At 52.5% G+C, this 13,572-nt stretch carries 13 protein-coding genes; 7 read left to right on the top strand and 6 right to left on the bottom strand.

Features of this window, described 5'->3' with window-relative positions; genetic code table 11:
* Positions 1-32: 32 nt before the first annotated feature.
* A complete protein-coding gene (locus KK078_RS18920) occupies positions 33-488 on the top strand; it encodes a DUF6597 domain-containing transcriptional factor (protein ID WP_254091875.1) in 456 nt (151 codons plus the stop codon).
* Positions 475-855, top strand: coding sequence for a helix-turn-helix domain-containing protein (locus KK078_RS18915; protein WP_254091874.1), 381 nt, complete (start codon positions 475-477; stop codon positions 853-855). Before KK078_RS18920 ends, KK078_RS18915 begins: the two co-directional genes overlap by 14 nt.
* A gap of 10 nt (positions 856-865) precedes the next feature.
* On the opposite strand, the gene KK078_RS18910 is transcribed toward KK078_RS18915, so the two are convergent.
* The 3 genes from KK078_RS18910 to KK078_RS18900 all read right to left on the bottom strand — a co-directional run bounded on the left by KK078_RS18910 (position 866) and on the right by KK078_RS18900 (position 5,379).
* Positions 866-1,348, bottom strand: coding sequence for a VOC family protein (locus KK078_RS18910; RefSeq protein WP_254091873.1), 483 nt, complete (start codon positions 1,346-1,348; stop codon positions 866-868).
* A 167-nt stretch (positions 1,349-1,515) separates the two neighbouring features.
* Positions 1,516-3,906 carry an ABC transporter permease gene (locus tag KK078_RS18905; protein WP_254091872.1) on the bottom strand — a complete coding sequence of 797 codons (2,391 nt, stop codon included), beginning with the start codon at positions 3,904-3,906 and terminating at the stop codon, positions 1,516-1,518.
* A gap of 129 nt (positions 3,907-4,035) precedes the next feature.
* Positions 4,036-5,379, bottom strand: coding sequence for a sulfatase family protein (locus tag KK078_RS18900; protein WP_254091871.1), 1,344 nt, complete (start codon positions 5,377-5,379; stop codon positions 4,036-4,038).
* A 246-nt stretch (positions 5,380-5,625) separates the two neighbouring features.
* Between KK078_RS18900 and KK078_RS18895 the strand changes: the two genes are divergently transcribed.
* Positions 5,626-6,597 (top strand): aldo/keto reductase, encoded by a 972-nt coding sequence (locus KK078_RS18895; RefSeq protein ID WP_254091870.1) that lies wholly within the window; start codon positions 5,626-5,628, stop codon positions 6,595-6,597.
* Positions 6,598-6,639: 42 nt separating this feature from the next.
* A complete protein-coding gene (locus tag KK078_RS18890; protein WP_254091869.1) occupies positions 6,640-7,446 on the top strand; it encodes a helix-turn-helix domain-containing protein in 807 nt (268 codons plus the stop codon).
* 154 nt (positions 7,447-7,600) lie between these two features.
* On the opposite strand, the gene KK078_RS18885 is transcribed toward KK078_RS18890, so the two are convergent.
* The gene (locus KK078_RS18885) at positions 7,601-7,972 is read right to left on the bottom strand and encodes a hypothetical protein (RefSeq protein WP_254091868.1); all 372 of its coding nucleotides are present in this window, start codon (positions 7,970-7,972) and stop codon (positions 7,601-7,603) included.
* Entirely contained in the window at positions 7,954-8,280 is a 327-nt protein-coding gene (locus tag KK078_RS18880) for a hypothetical protein (RefSeq protein ID WP_254091867.1), read from the bottom strand. Before KK078_RS18880 ends, KK078_RS18885 begins: the two co-directional genes overlap by 19 nt.
* A gap of 708 nt (positions 8,281-8,988) precedes the next feature.
* Here KK078_RS18880 and KK078_RS18875 point away from each other — a divergent pair.
* Positions 8,989-10,713, top strand: a complete 1,725-nt coding sequence (locus tag KK078_RS18875) for a tetratricopeptide repeat protein (RefSeq protein ID WP_254091866.1) — start codon at positions 8,989-8,991, stop codon at positions 10,711-10,713.
* Between the two features lie 69 nt (positions 10,714-10,782).
* On the opposite strand, the gene KK078_RS18870 is transcribed toward KK078_RS18875, so the two are convergent.
* Positions 10,783-11,214 (bottom strand): hypothetical protein, encoded by a 432-nt coding sequence (locus KK078_RS18870; protein WP_254091865.1) that lies wholly within the window; start codon positions 11,212-11,214, stop codon positions 10,783-10,785.
* Positions 11,215-11,350: 136 nt separating this feature from the next.
* Here KK078_RS18870 and KK078_RS18865 point away from each other — a divergent pair, with 136 nt between their 5' ends.
* The gene (locus KK078_RS18865; protein ID WP_254091864.1) at positions 11,351-12,991 is read left to right on the top strand and encodes a beta-N-acetylhexosaminidase; all 1,641 of its coding nucleotides are present in this window, start codon (positions 11,351-11,353) and stop codon (positions 12,989-12,991) included.
* A 41-nt stretch (positions 12,992-13,032) separates the two neighbouring features.
* Positions 13,033-13,470 carry a cupin domain-containing protein gene (locus tag KK078_RS18860; RefSeq protein ID WP_254091863.1) on the top strand — a complete coding sequence of 146 codons (438 nt, stop codon included), beginning with the start codon at positions 13,033-13,035 and terminating at the stop codon, positions 13,468-13,470.
* Positions 13,471-13,572 lie beyond the last annotated feature (102 nt).

Raw genomic sequence — 13,572 nt, 5'->3', positions numbered from 1 at the left:
AAATGGGCGATACCCTAAATAACACAGTCCCGATGAATTATAAAACATTTCAACCCTGTTCCGACTTAAAATCCCTGGTGAAATGCTACTGGATGCTCGAAGTTCCTGCCAGCGACTATTCCGAACGGCAGCGGATCGTTCCCGATGGCTGTATCGAAATGGCATTTATCCTGGGGGATGACATCAAACGGTTCACGTCCCGAGATGCGTTTATCCTGCAGCCCCGTGCCATGGTCCTCGGCCAAACGCTGGAGGCCTTTTATATCCAACCGACTGGCTATGTAAATACGTTTGCTATCCGTTTCTATCCGTACGGCTTTGCGAACTTTGTAACCGCACCGATCCACGATCTGGCAAACAAAGAAACACCCCTCGCACAGCTGTTTGGCGAAATCCCTTCCCGGGAGCTGGAGCAACAAATTATCCCGGCAACCGATACCGCGGCAGCGGATCGGCGTTGTCGAACAATTCCTCTTGAACAAGCTTAACGCGCAAACAACCCTCGACAACATCGTAAAGACAACGATCGACGCGCTGCTCTCGACCAACGGAAGCTCGCCGATACAAGCCATTCTACAGGAAGACCCCTCGAAAAGAAGACAGCTTGAACGGAAGTTCCTTAAACAGATCGGCATCAGCCCCAAGCAGCTGGGCCGGGTGATCAGGCTGCAAACAGCCTTAAAGATGTTGCTGAGCCAACCGTCTGAAACGCTGACGCACATTGCGTATGAAAGCGAGTACTACGACCAGGCCCACTTCATAAAAGATTTTAAGGAATTTACCGGGACCAGTCCGAAAGAGTTTTTGACAGACGCACAGACGACCCTCTCGGCCCTGTTCTATGCGCACGAATAGGCCTGGGTCGTCACTTCCTGGAATGAAGTCCTATTTTATTTCCTTCGACATCGAGGAAGAATGCAAAATAACCCATCGCAGGACTGATCTCCGTTTTCGGAACGATCACCTGCCCTCCGTTCTTTGCTACGTTGTCGAGCATCGGTTGTAAATCGTCTCCCGCGTTCAGATAAACCACCACACCGACCGTTGCAGGCGTGTAGTCGGCGCTTTTCACCAACACGACATTCACCGCTTTGTCACCACCGGGTAACACGCCCAGGCGCGTTCCGCCCATATCCACCTCTTCGATGGCCATGCCTAATACTGCCTGGTAGAATTGTATTGATCTGGAAAGATCCGTTACCGGGATTTCGACGATCGAGATTATGTTCTTCATATTGTCCGGCCTATGATTTTGTGTGTTTTCTTTTTCCTGTCCAGTCTTGCCGTTCGAACAGGCCGAAAGGCCCATGGCAAACAGCACGATCGCGGGGATAGCAGTCCATTTCATTTCTTACGTTGTTGTTTTGGCTGTAAAATTAGGATGCCAGTCTTTGACGGAATTGTAAAAATACGACAGCCGGAAATCTATCTTCCCGTTGCGTACAGTATCTCCATGGCAGGATACGCCGGGCGGCTGGACTGCCCCCGGTATATTGCAGAAGACGTGGCGACGATTTACTCGGTTCTCAAAGACGCCACGGGGTTGGCGGAAGATGCCCGGAAGGAACGATATCCGACCGTGAGGAATGCCACGACGAACGTGATCGCCAGGCTGGCGGCAAACATCCCTGGCCCCAGCGCGATCCGGTAGGCAAACTCTTTCAGGACCTCATGCATCAGCAGACCGGCCAATGGCGCCGCCAGCAAAAAACCGATGACGATCAGGCGCGCAAATTCTTTGGAAAAGAGCAGCATAATGCCCGTCACCGACGCTCCCAGTACTTTGCGTATGCCCATTTCCTTGGTGCGCTGATTGGCCATGTAGGTGACGAGCCCCAGAAGGCCGAGACAGCCGATCACGATCACGATGGCCGCAAACACGTTCAGCATCGTAGCCGTTTTGCGCTCGCCGCCATACATATTGGCGAGCTGCTGGTCCATAAAATCATACTGGAAGCTGTACTCCGGATAGATCGTTTCCCACCGTCTTTTCACGTGGTCCAGGGTGGCTTGGATATCGGTCGTGCTGATCTTGATCGAGATTCTTCTATAGGAGCTTTTGTCGTTGTAGAGCAACACCGGCTCAATAACGTGCTCCAGTGTTTGGGTATGAAAATCCTTTACCACTCCCGTGACCGGATAGCGTTTGCCCCAAAGCAGGATATCCTCCCCCACGATCTTCCGCACGTCTTCAAAGCCGGTGAGCTTTGCAAAGCTTTCGTTCACCAGGAAGCCGGACAGGGTATCACGGTCGCCGAGGTTTTCGCCCGCGACCAGCTTCATGTCGAACAGATCGATATACCCGCCGTCCACCGGCTTCAATTGCACACCGATCTCGTTTTCCTGGTCGGCCATTCTCGCACCGGTAGAGATGACGGCACTGGCCGTGGGCGGCGCGTAGTTGAGGCTTGCCTGCGAAATGCCGGAATAGCGCAGTAACTCGTCCTTCAACGTTCGCATTTTTCCGGGGCCGGCGCTGCCACCAGGCTCCTGCACGGGGATAGGAAGCGTAATGATGGCGTCCCTGGCAAAGCCCAGATCCTGGTGCTGCATAAAGCTCATCTGCCGGGTCATGGCAATGGTGCTGAATATAAAAAGCTGGGATATAAAGAACTGAAACACCACTAGCCCCCTTCGCAGCGTATAGCCCGACGTTACGGTTGCACCGGTTTGATTTTTCAGCGCCAACACGGGTCTGAAACCCGACACGACCAGGGCGGGGTACAATCCCGCCAGCACGGTCACACCCCCTATCAACGTCACCAGCGCCACCGGTATGGCAGGCTCGCGCAGGTCGAGCGAGAGCGACATCCCCAGGAAGGGGTTGATAAAGGTCAGCACGACGGGCACCAGGGCCATGGATAACACGGTTGCCACGGTGGTGGCGATAAAAGCCTCTCCCACGAGCTGCACGATCAGCTGCGCGCGCGAGCTGCCCAGCACCTTTCGGATCCCCACTTCGCGGGTCCGGCGTATGGCTTGTGCCGTGGCCAGGTTGATGAAATTTATACAGGCGGTGAGCAGCATAAAGACGGCTACCACGGTAAATGCGATCTGGGCCACCTGCGGCATTTTTTTATTATAGTTACCGAAGCGCATATCGATGTGCACTTCTCTCATGGGCTGGAGTATAAAGCCCCTGCCCTCCTCATCGCCCACGTGTTTCTTTACAAAGCCCGGCATCAGCGCTTCGATCCCGCGTGCCGACGCCTCGTCCCGGAGCAGCACATAACAGTTGTCGTTGTCGGATACACCGCTCCATCCCCCGGCATTCCGTTGCTGGCGGATCGTGTTATAGGACAACATCAGGTCAAAGGGAAGGTCGGTGGTAGCGGGATAGTCTTCCATCACGGCGGCAATGGTATATTCGACGCTGTCGTACAGCACGGATTTGCCCACGGCATCGTCGGTACCGAAATATCGTTGTGCCCACTTACGGGATATGACGGCCTCCTGGGGATCGTCCAGGCTGCTTTCGGCATGGCCGTACACCAAGGCCCGATCAAAGATCTTAAAGAACGAGGGCTCCGTAAAAACAAGTCCCTGGGACTCTTCGTACTTCTTTACATCCCCGTCCGGCTGTGGTACAACGATCAGGCTATGCCGCAAGTACGACGTAAACGCAACCTCTTCCACGCCGGCAAAGTCGGCTTTGAACGCCTCCGGCAACGCGGGAGGCACCCCTTGCGTGTAGGTTGTGCCCGAATTGCCCACACCGCTGGATACGACGCGGTATATACGGTCAAAATGGGTATGGTAGGTGTCAAAGCTCTTGCCGTTATGGACAATCAGGAAAAGGATCAGCGTTGTGGTGATGCCCAACGTAAGCCCCGCGACATTGATCGCCGTGTTTCCTTTTTCCCGTATCAGGTTACGGACGGCCGCTTTAACATAGATTCTGATCATAGTACGTCATTGGATATATGGCTCCGGTTGCAAAGTCCGGGCCACAGGCAAAACCCGTTATTTGCCGCCGTTTTAGGAGAAAGCCAGTCCGGATCTGCAATTAGCCGTCCGCAGGCGAACGGATGTATCTTAGTTCACCGATGGCAAACCGTTCCACCATTCCACCACTTTCCTGCTAAGTTTTTTTGCGACGGCGGCATTTGACTCCGCCAGGTTCACGGTCTCTGCCGGATCGGCCTCTATGTCAAACAACGCTATGTTGCTGCCATCTTTATTCATCAGTAATTTCCACTTCCCTTCCCGAATCGCGAGCGACGGGCTTCTGTCACTTCCTTTCGGATACCGAAACGTTCTTTCATTTCGGCCGTACTCCCAATATAGGGCCTTCGTTCGCACAGCCGGTGTGCCTTGAAGAACCCGGCTCCTATCCTGACCGTCTGATCCGCCGGGCATGGGTGCGCCGGATAGCTTGCACAAGCTGGGAAACAGGTCATTCGCGCATAGAACAGACGTTGAATCTGCCGTGCCGGCTTTAATACGGGCCGGCCATTTTATGATAAACGGCATCCGGATACCGGCTTCGTACAGGGACAATTTACTCCCCCTCAGACCCCGTGACCGCCTTCCGTCAAATGTCGGCAACGGGCCGTTGTCACTGGTAAATATCACGATGGTATTGTTATCAATTCCTAATTTTTGGATTCCATCGATCAGTCGCCCGATCTGTTTGTCGTATTCTTGCAGTACGGCGCTGAAGCTTCTCTCCTCTTCCGGCCCGCCCGGGTATCTTCCGACAGCATCGTCGCCGCCAACCCAGGGGGTATGCATATCGTCGGGCCACAGATTGACATAACAAGGTTTGCCTTTGTTTTCCTCCAGGAATCGCAGTGTCTGGTCTACAAAATAACGCGTTCGACTCCACCTTTTTATACTGTCCTGATCACTCCAGATCCAATCTGTCGCGGTGAGTAGCGGATCCGGATCGGGGCTTTCCCACGTGCTTTTGTATTCATCAAAACCATAGGCCGTGATCGGTGGCGCATGGTCTACGTCGCGCCCACCGCCCATATGCCACTTTCCAAAATGACCGGTGGCATACCCGGCATCTTTTAGCGATCGCGCCAGCGATGGCGCATCGGTCGCTAAATAGTCTGCTTGCTCGCATAGCGCATTGTCGGCTTTTTTTTGCAAGAAGCTGGTGATGCGCCATCTGGCAGGTGACATGCCGGTCAGCAATCCCACACGCGAGGGTGAGCATATAGGCGATGCACTGTAATAGCGTGTGAAGATCCGCCCTTGTGATGCCAGCCTGTCGATATGGGGAGTACGGTACGGTCCCCCCAGGCAGCTCAGGTCGCCATAGCCCATGTCATCCGTCAGGATCACGATAATGTTCGGCTGCGGTGTGTCCTGTCCCTGTACCGCGAAAACGGTTAGCAAAAGAATAATAAAAGCATTCGCCAATCTGATCATATCATACGCATCTGGTTTTTCAATTCCTCCCCTTATCACCGGCGGCGGACAAATTGAAGAAAAATATCAGCATGAACAACAGGAAATCAATCGTCGGTCTTGCCTTCTGGCGACACGGCTACGATCAACGGCGATCCCGTGCTGCCGCGGTGAGCCACCCAGACAAATAAATTGAGCCATGGGAAGAAGCTGGAACGCTCCACAAACCCTGACCTTTGTTGTCATTCAACAATAAAAATGAGAGCCATGACGACTATTAACAAAATACCCCTCGGCACGAACGGACCGCTCGTATCCAAGCTCGGCTTGGGGTGTATGCGCATGTCGCCCGTCTGGGGCGGCCCCGTGAACGACGAAAACGAAAGTATCGCCACTATCCAAGAAGCATTGGACAACGGCATCAACTTCTTGAACACCGGCGACTTTTACGGCAGCGGCCACAACGAGCTGCTGGTGGGCAAAGCCATCAAGGGCCGGAGGGACAACGCGTTCATCAGCGTCAAGTTCGGAGCCATTTTCTACAACACGCATTGGCTGGGGCTGGACCTGCGTCCGATGGCCATCAAGAACTTTATCAATTACTCGTTGGTACGTTTAGGGATCGACACCATTGACCTGTACCAGCCGTGCCGGTTGGATAACAGCGTGCCGGTGGAAGACGTCATCGGAACGATCGCCGATCTGATCAAAGAAGGAAAGGTGCGTTATCTGGGCGTCTCGGAAATAACGGCCGATCAGTTGCGGAAGGCCCACAGCATTCACCCGGTCACAGCCCTGGAAATAGGCTATTCGCTGGCCGACCGCCAGATCGAAAGCGACCTCCTTCCCACAGCCAAAGCGTTGGGCATCGGTGTGGTCGCCTTTGCCAATACCGCCGAAGGGTTACTCACGGGAGAAATGAAAGCACCGCTGGCCGCGGATAGTTATCAAGGCCACTTTTCGCGTTTTCAGGGCGAAAACCTGATCCGGAACCTGGAAAAAGTCGAGCTCTTAAAACAATTGGCAAGGGCGAAGGGGGCTACGCCGACACAACTGGCCATCGCGTGGGTGAACGCGCAAGGCGACCATATCATGCCGTTGGTCAGTATGAGCCGCCGGTCACGTTTGCCTGAAAATATGCAGGCGATGGATATCAGGTTCACGGCAGACGAGCTGAACACGCTTAACACGCATTTTGCCCCGGGCGCGATCCTCGGCGGTACGTACTTGCAAAGGTAACGTTGGGGGCTGATAAAGCCCCTTTTTATAACTTTACGTCCCATGACGAATCCAAATGAGATCATGCCGGGAGTCATCTTCTACGCCTACCTCTCTACCGGGCGCCGGGAGAGAGTGGGCTTCCTGGCTCATAATACCCTGGTGCTGCAAGTGTCGGGACAGTTTACGTTGGAAACCGCCGTACAGAAAATTTCCATGCGCAGGGGTGAAATGTTGCTGATCCGCAAGAATCAGCTCGGACAAATCACCAAAACACCCCTACCCGATGAGGACTATGAAACGATCGTCATTTCCTTGCAGGAAGAACTGCTGAGGAAGATTGCGCTTGAGGAACAGGTCGCCGTACGCCAGAAATATGCCGGACCGCCGAACGTTCTCATTCCGGCAAACGATTTTCTGAAGGGTTACTTTCAATCCGTAATTCCCTATGTCCGCAACCCGGCAGAAAAAATACCGAATGATGTAGGCCTTCTGAAAGTGAAGGAAGCCGTAAAACTCTTGCTCCACACCATGCCGCAGCTGGGTGATCTATTGTTCGACTTTTCAGAGCCCCATAAGATCGATCTGGAAAAATTTATGATCAGCCATTTTCAGTATAATATCCCGGTTCATGAATTTGCGGACTTGACCGGCAGAAGCCTGGCCGGCTTCAAGCGCGATTTCCAAAAGATCTTCGGCATGGCGCCGAGACAATGGCTGCAGGAAAAGCGGCTGCTGGAGGCCCGCAAACTGATAGAAAAGCAAAAAAGGTCGTCTGATATATATCTTGACCTCGGCTTTGAAAGCCTTTCGCATTTTTCGAGCTCTTTTAAAAAGAAATTTGGAAAGGCACCGAGTGAGTGGCTCTAAATAATTATCTCTTTCAACCCCTACCCTTCACGAGGATACAATTTGCGGCAAATGCCGCCTTTCATCAATGACGGGAAATTGAATTTATCATAGGTAAGAAAACCTTTCTCCGACGCCTTCTCCAGTGAAAAGGCATATGTCACCACCAGGTTCCTCAGGTTATAAATATACGGATCGTTAAATCCTGAAACGATCCGTTCCAGCTCATCAACTTCATCTTCATAACGCGTAAACAAGATGATCGGTGGGGCTTGCCTGAAAACATCATCCCCCATTCTATATTAAAATTTGCGGTTACGTTATTCTGCCAGATCGGCAAATGATCACCGTGGGATTTATATACCGTCGACTGGTTTGTCCAGCGCCATTCGCGTTCGTGGGTCCAATCGTTCTGGTCGTCGATGGCGGTGAGCATATACCGGTACTGTTCGGTCGCCGTTAGATTGGGATTTATCCAGGCTCCATCCTCCTCTCGCTCCAGTTCGTTTGCGGCTGTTGTTCCGTAAATCACATTTCTTGCGCCCATTTGAACATGGTTTTCTTCCGAAGCGCCACGCCATAAAAGTCAACTTTGGAATGATCCTTTCGCTTTACGACGTAATCATAGAAGCTGAACAGCGGCATGTCGGTAAAGCAGATCGCAGGCTTATGTCCAAAAATAGTCCGCTTGTTATTATTACCTCTGATTGACCAGCCGCAGTTTATCTGACCACTTGTAACAATGCTTTTTAGCGTGCTAAAGGAGTTCTTTTCTCCGGCACGTGTAAAATGGATCAGGAAATCGGACAGGTCCAATCTTCCTTCTTTGATCTGTTGTATTTTTTTAAGGTTCATACCGTGGCTTCATTATATCTATTCGCATACGCGCCACCAATCTTTGCAAGTTTCATCGATATATTTCCACCGTTATATACTCTCGATCAACCATCCGTTTTGACGAAACATATTCGAAGAACATAAAAAACGGGCTAATTTACTACATTTAGTGTACATACAGACCTTATCCAAGCCCGGTAAGGGAAAAACATACTAGCCCAGGCTGCAGACCTGGGTAAATAACAATACCAACCATGTCCAAGCCCTGTAGGGGCGTAACAATTTCGCGGATGTGTTCGCCCTTACAGGGCTATCAATTTGCCTGCATGGTTGACCCTGGCCTGCAGCCTGGGTAGATTATACCGACCATATCCAAGCCCTGTAAGGGCGTAACAATTTCGCGGATGTGTTTCGCCCTTACACGGCTATCAATTCGCCTGCATGGTTGACCCAGGCCTGCAGCCTGGGCTAGCATGTTTCGCCCCTTTTGAACGAAACAGGACTTCAACACTCTTGAAATTTATTTTCGTTTTATTTATATTGACACACATAGTCTTTTAGAGCATGCACCGGATATATTCTGTGGGTGATTTCTGTACAGCTCTACATTTACTAACGTGCAGTCTCTCTTTATCATCAGGATAGCTTCGATTTGAATTGCGGGTATGTTTAAAGAGATCTGTTTCGAGCTCGAAAATAGAGATCACGCTTTAACCTAATCCATATATGAAGATGACCCAATCACTTTTCGTCGCATTGTTGTGTATTGTGGGGTGCCGTGAAAACCGCTCTTCCTTTAATGCCCCGGTATTGAAGAACATTGGCAACTATAGTGTCAGCGTAACAACGAAATCACCCGATTCGCAGATGTTCTTCAACCAGGGGATCATCATGGCCAACAATTTCAATCATGAGGAAGCTCACCGCTCTTTTAAGGAAGCCGTGCGATTGGACTCGACTTTTGCCATGGGCTACTGGGGTATAGCCTATGTGTTGGGGCCGAATTTCAATTCCGCCGCCAACATGGGAACGATCAATGAAATACGAAACGCAGTCGCCCACGCCGTAGCACGAGTTGACAATGCAACGGATTGGGAAAAGGCCCTGATCAAGGCCATCCAGATAAAGTTCCCGATGGACACCCTCTCCACCAACGCGGAGGGTTTCGCGGATGCCATGAAGCAGGCCTTTACGCAGTTCCCCGACAACTCTTTTGTCGCCACACTTTACGCAGAATCGGTTATGAATTTGCACCCCTGGGATTTTTATAATCGCCAGGATGGCACGCCGAGGCCCTGGACCCCCGAGTTGGTGTCGCTGCTCGAAAAAGTGATTGCCATCGATCCTGAAAACCCCCTCGCCAATCATCTTTACCTGCATGCCACGGAAGCCGGTCCCGATCTCAGCAAAGCATTGATCAGCGCACAACGGCTGGAAACATTGGTTCCGTCGGCGGGACATCTGGTGCACATGCCCTCGCATATCTATATCAATACAGGGGACTATCATAAAGGTTCAATATCCAACGAAAATGCGGTCGTGGCGGACAGCCTCTATATTGCCGAGTGTAAATCGCAGGGATATTATCCACAGCTGTATTATCCACACAATTATCATTTCCTTGCGGCGACCGCCACCTTTGAAGGACGGGGTGCGCGTTCTATTGAAGCCGCCTACAAAACGGCCAGCCTCGTCGATAAAAAGTACCATCATGACCCCGGATACGAAACGGTACAGCATTACCTGACAATTCCTTATCACGTGCTGATCAAGTTTAGTCAATGGGAAAAGATCCTGGTGCTTCCCAGCCCGACAGACGACTTGGTCTACCCCACGGCTATGTGGCGCTATGCACGGGGCATGGCATTCAGCAACCTCGGCCAAGCAGAAAGTGCGCAAAAAGAACTCTGGCATCTGAACGAGCTGGGCCGGTCCCCCGCCATTGCCGGGCAGTTTATCTGGGGGATCAACAAAGTCACGGACGTCTGTACAGTAGCCTCAAAAATCCTGGCGGCGGATCTGGCTGTAAAGGAACAAAAACACCCGGAAGCGATCCAGCTCCTGACCGATGCGGTTCGACTGGAAGACAACTTCAACTACAACGAGCCTCCCGATTGGTTCTTCTCCGTTCGCCATATCCTGGGTAACGTCTTGCTGGAGACGGGAAGCCCTATAGAAGCGGAAAAAATTTACCGGGAGGACCTGGCACACTGGCCCAAAAACGGATTTGCCCTGAACGGCTTATCGGAGAGCCTATTGGCGCAAGGAAAAACGACCGAAGCGCAACAGGTAAAAGAGCAATTTGAGCTGGCCTGGAATCTTGCCGACTCGCCGTTGAAAGGATCGATGATCGATCCCGGCAAAAGAAAAGACCTGACGCTAAAGATCGACAAGGACTCTCCGAATACCGTTGTTTACCTGGCAGGAACATTCTGCATGCCTGCATTGTAAGCCGTGCAATCCGGTCCGGGATATTCAGGGCCACCCGGGGAGGCTCAGAGGCCGCCCCGGGTGGCTTGATCAACGGAGCCAGCCCTTTGACGTTGCCTGCCGTGAAAACAAGATCATGTAGAGCCCGATCACAAGGATCATCACGGGCATGATCATGCCCCCGGGGCCATACACCGCGATCGAATTACTGATAAAAAGCGAATGGACCATCTGGATCAGTATCGCGATAAACGAGATCACAAACACCGGCATCGCCAGTTTTTTTCTGATCAGCAATAAAACACAGGCCAGTGTGCTTCCCCACACAGCCACGGCGAACGCTGCCGTCGCCCACACGGGCACGTTGGTGTATAAAGCACGTTCTTGTTCCGGCAATGCCTGAAGGGCTTCCGGGGTCATGGTAACGCGCATGATATAGGCCATAATGCCCATGAGATTCCAGAGCAACGCAAGGATGCTCACGATCCAGAACCAGGCGGCAGGTTTAGGGGATGTTGTCATAGCAGGTAGGTTTTGTGTATCCGAAGATAATAAAATTATAGGATGTGTGTCGAGACACACGCAACAATCGGTACGAGCGGTTTGGATTCTTCACCACGATATCGCTATCATTAGCGTTTTATCTTTAACCCACACTATGAGCTCGTTTCAAACCTTCCGCTTTACCCCCTTAGTAGTAGTGCTCCTGGCAGCTTGCGTAACCGCGTGCACGAAAGCACCGAAAGACGCTTCACCCGAGGCCCTCTCCAGGTTTCAAAATATTATTCCCCGGCCGTCCGTAGAAGCCAAACCCGATGGCAAGGCATTCCTGATCACCCGCGCTACCGCCATCACCATTGCCAACGACAGCCTTCGGCCGGTCGCGCAATACCTGGCCGACGTGCTTAACAAAGGCACAGGGTATACCCTCTCGGTAAGCACCAGCAACGAAGCGCCCGCGTCAGGCATCTTCATCACCACCCGGCTTTCCCATCCCGACCAGGGACGTGAGGGATATAGTATCACGACCGCGGGTGATCTCATGACCATCACCGGCAAACCGGCGGGCGTGTTCTATGCCGCACAGACCCTGCGCCAGCTCCTGCCTCCCGCGATCGAGAAGGCCCCCGCGCCAGGGAGTGATACCACGTCCTGGGAGATAGCTTCCGGCCAGATCGTCGACCTGCCGCAGTTCGCCTGGCGTGGCTCGATGCTTGACGTAGCCCGACACTTCTTCGGCATGGACGATGTGAAGCGTTATATCGACCTGATCAGCTTCTACAAAATGAACATTCTTCACCTGCACCTGAGCGACGACCAGGGCTGGCGCATCGAGATCAAATCCTGGCCCCGGCTGACCGAGCACGGCGGCAGTACGCAGGTAGGCGGTGGAAAAGGTGGCTTCTTTACACAAGAGCAATATCAGGAGCTTATCGCCTATGCCGCCGAGCGTTTTATCACCGTCGTACCGGAGATAGACATGCCGGGCCACATCAACTCGGCGCTGGCATCCTACGGCGAGCTTAACGGTGGCATACAGGTGCCAAAAGAAGGACGCGTAGAGCTCGACCTGTCGACGCCCGGCACCTTGAACGGAAAGACCCAACCTACTCAGCTGTATACCGGCGTAAAAGTGGGCTTCAGCACACTGCGGTATGACAAACCCGAGACGTTCAAATTTGTAAACGACGTCGTTCGTGAGCTGGCGGCGATCACCCCAGGTCCGTATTTCCACGTCGGCGGCGACGAAGCGCACGTCACCCAAAAGGACGAGTATATCAAATTTGTAAACCGCTTTACGGAAATCGTGAAAGCCAACGGCAAGAAAATGATCGGATGGGAAGAGATCGCGCAAGCCGATATTGATAGCAACGTCGTTGTTCAATACTGGAACAGCGAGAAGTACGCTCTTCAGGCGCTGGAGAAAAAGGCGCAGATCATCATGTCGCCGGCGAAGAAAGCCTACCTCGACATGCAGTACGACTCTACCTCCCGCATCGGTTTACATTGGGCCGCTTACATCGAAGTAGACTCCGCCTATCGCTGGGACCCTGCAGCATTTGTTGATGATGGAACGGTGCTGGGCGTGGAAGCGCCACTCTGGACGGAGACCGTCGCCACCATGAACGACATCGAATATCTTGTCTTCCCCCGCCTGCCCGGCTATGCCGAGCTCGGCTGGACCAGCGGCACCAAGAGCTGGGATGAATATAAAGTACGCCTCGGCAAACACGCCGCGCGGTTCGATGCGCTGGAGATCGATTATTACCAATCGCCCAAGGTGCCCTGGGTAAAATAGTGCAACAGACGCATCCGTCATTTTAAATCATCTATATCGAAATGAAAAAAGTACTTTTCGGGCTCGGGCTTTGTGTTACCGTGATCGCGACGGCGTCCGGACAACCGGCAGCCCGGACTGAAGTTGTGAAGCTGGTGGAAAGTTCGAAGAGCTGGAACGGCGCGCCACTGCCGGGCTATCCCGCGGGAACACCGCAGGTCACCATCCTGAAGATAACGATCCCGCCACAGACAGCCTTAAAAACGCATAAGCATCCTGTTATAAATGCTGGCGTGGTGCTGAAAGGAGAACTGACTGTGAGCACAGAAACGGGCGAGACCATGATCATCAAAGCCGGTGAGCCGATCGTTGAGCTGGTCAATATCTGGCATTACGGCAAAAACGACGGCCGTGAGCCGGTCGAGCTTATCGTGTTCTATGCCGGCGTAGAGGGTACCCCGATCACGGTGCCCAAGGCGGGTGAAGTACGGGACCATTAGGAAACCCTCCGTCATTTTTTCAGGAAATTCAACCTGATCGTTAAAGGTTAGGAGAAAATTAGCTATTTTACAGTAAGCCCATCCATTATGAGACGAGAAATG

This window comes from Dawidia soli (genome assembly GCF_018598185.1).
Classification (GTDB): Bacteria; Bacteroidota; Bacteroidia; order Cytophagales; family Cyclobacteriaceae; genus Ohtaekwangia; species Ohtaekwangia soli.
This window is presented reverse-complemented; position numbering and strand designations above follow the sequence as displayed.

Bases quoted from the DNA above. Each gene is read 5' to 3' on its own strand.
- KK078_RS18920 (WP_254091875.1), top strand. From the start codon at position 33: ATGAATTATAAAACATTTCAACCCTGTTCCGACTTAAAATCCCTGGTG.
- KK078_RS18910 (WP_254091873.1), bottom strand. From the start codon at position 1,348: ATGAAATGGACTGCTATCCCCGCGATCGTGCTGTTTGCCATGGGCCTT.
- KK078_RS18905 (WP_254091872.1), bottom strand. From the start codon at position 3,906: ATGATCAGAATCTATGTTAAAGCGGCCGTCCGTAACCTGATACGGGAA.
- KK078_RS18900 (WP_254091871.1), bottom strand. From the start codon at position 5,379: ATGATCAGATTGGCGAATGCTTTTATTATTCTTTTGCTAACCGTTTTC.
- KK078_RS18895 (WP_254091870.1), top strand. From the start codon at position 5,626: ATGACGACTATTAACAAAATACCCCTCGGCACGAACGGACCGCTCGTA.
- KK078_RS18890 (WP_254091869.1), top strand. From the start codon at position 6,640: ATGACGAATCCAAATGAGATCATGCCGGGAGTCATCTTCTACGCCTAC.
- KK078_RS18885 (WP_254091868.1), bottom strand. From the start codon at position 7,972: ATGGGCGCAAGAAATGTGATTTACGGAACAACAGCCGCAAACGAACTG.
- KK078_RS18880 (WP_254091867.1), bottom strand. From the start codon at position 8,280: ATGAACCTTAAAAAAATACAACAGATCAAAGAAGGAAGATTGGACCTG.
- KK078_RS18875 (WP_254091866.1), top strand. From the start codon at position 8,989: ATGAAGATGACCCAATCACTTTTCGTCGCATTGTTGTGTATTGTGGGG.
- KK078_RS18870 (WP_254091865.1), bottom strand. From the start codon at position 11,214: ATGACAACATCCCCTAAACCTGCCGCCTGGTTCTGGATCGTGAGCATC.
- KK078_RS18865 (WP_254091864.1), top strand. From the start codon at position 11,351: ATGAGCTCGTTTCAAACCTTCCGCTTTACCCCCTTAGTAGTAGTGCTC.
- KK078_RS18860 (WP_254091863.1), top strand. From the start codon at position 13,033: ATGAAAAAAGTACTTTTCGGGCTCGGGCTTTGTGTTACCGTGATCGCG.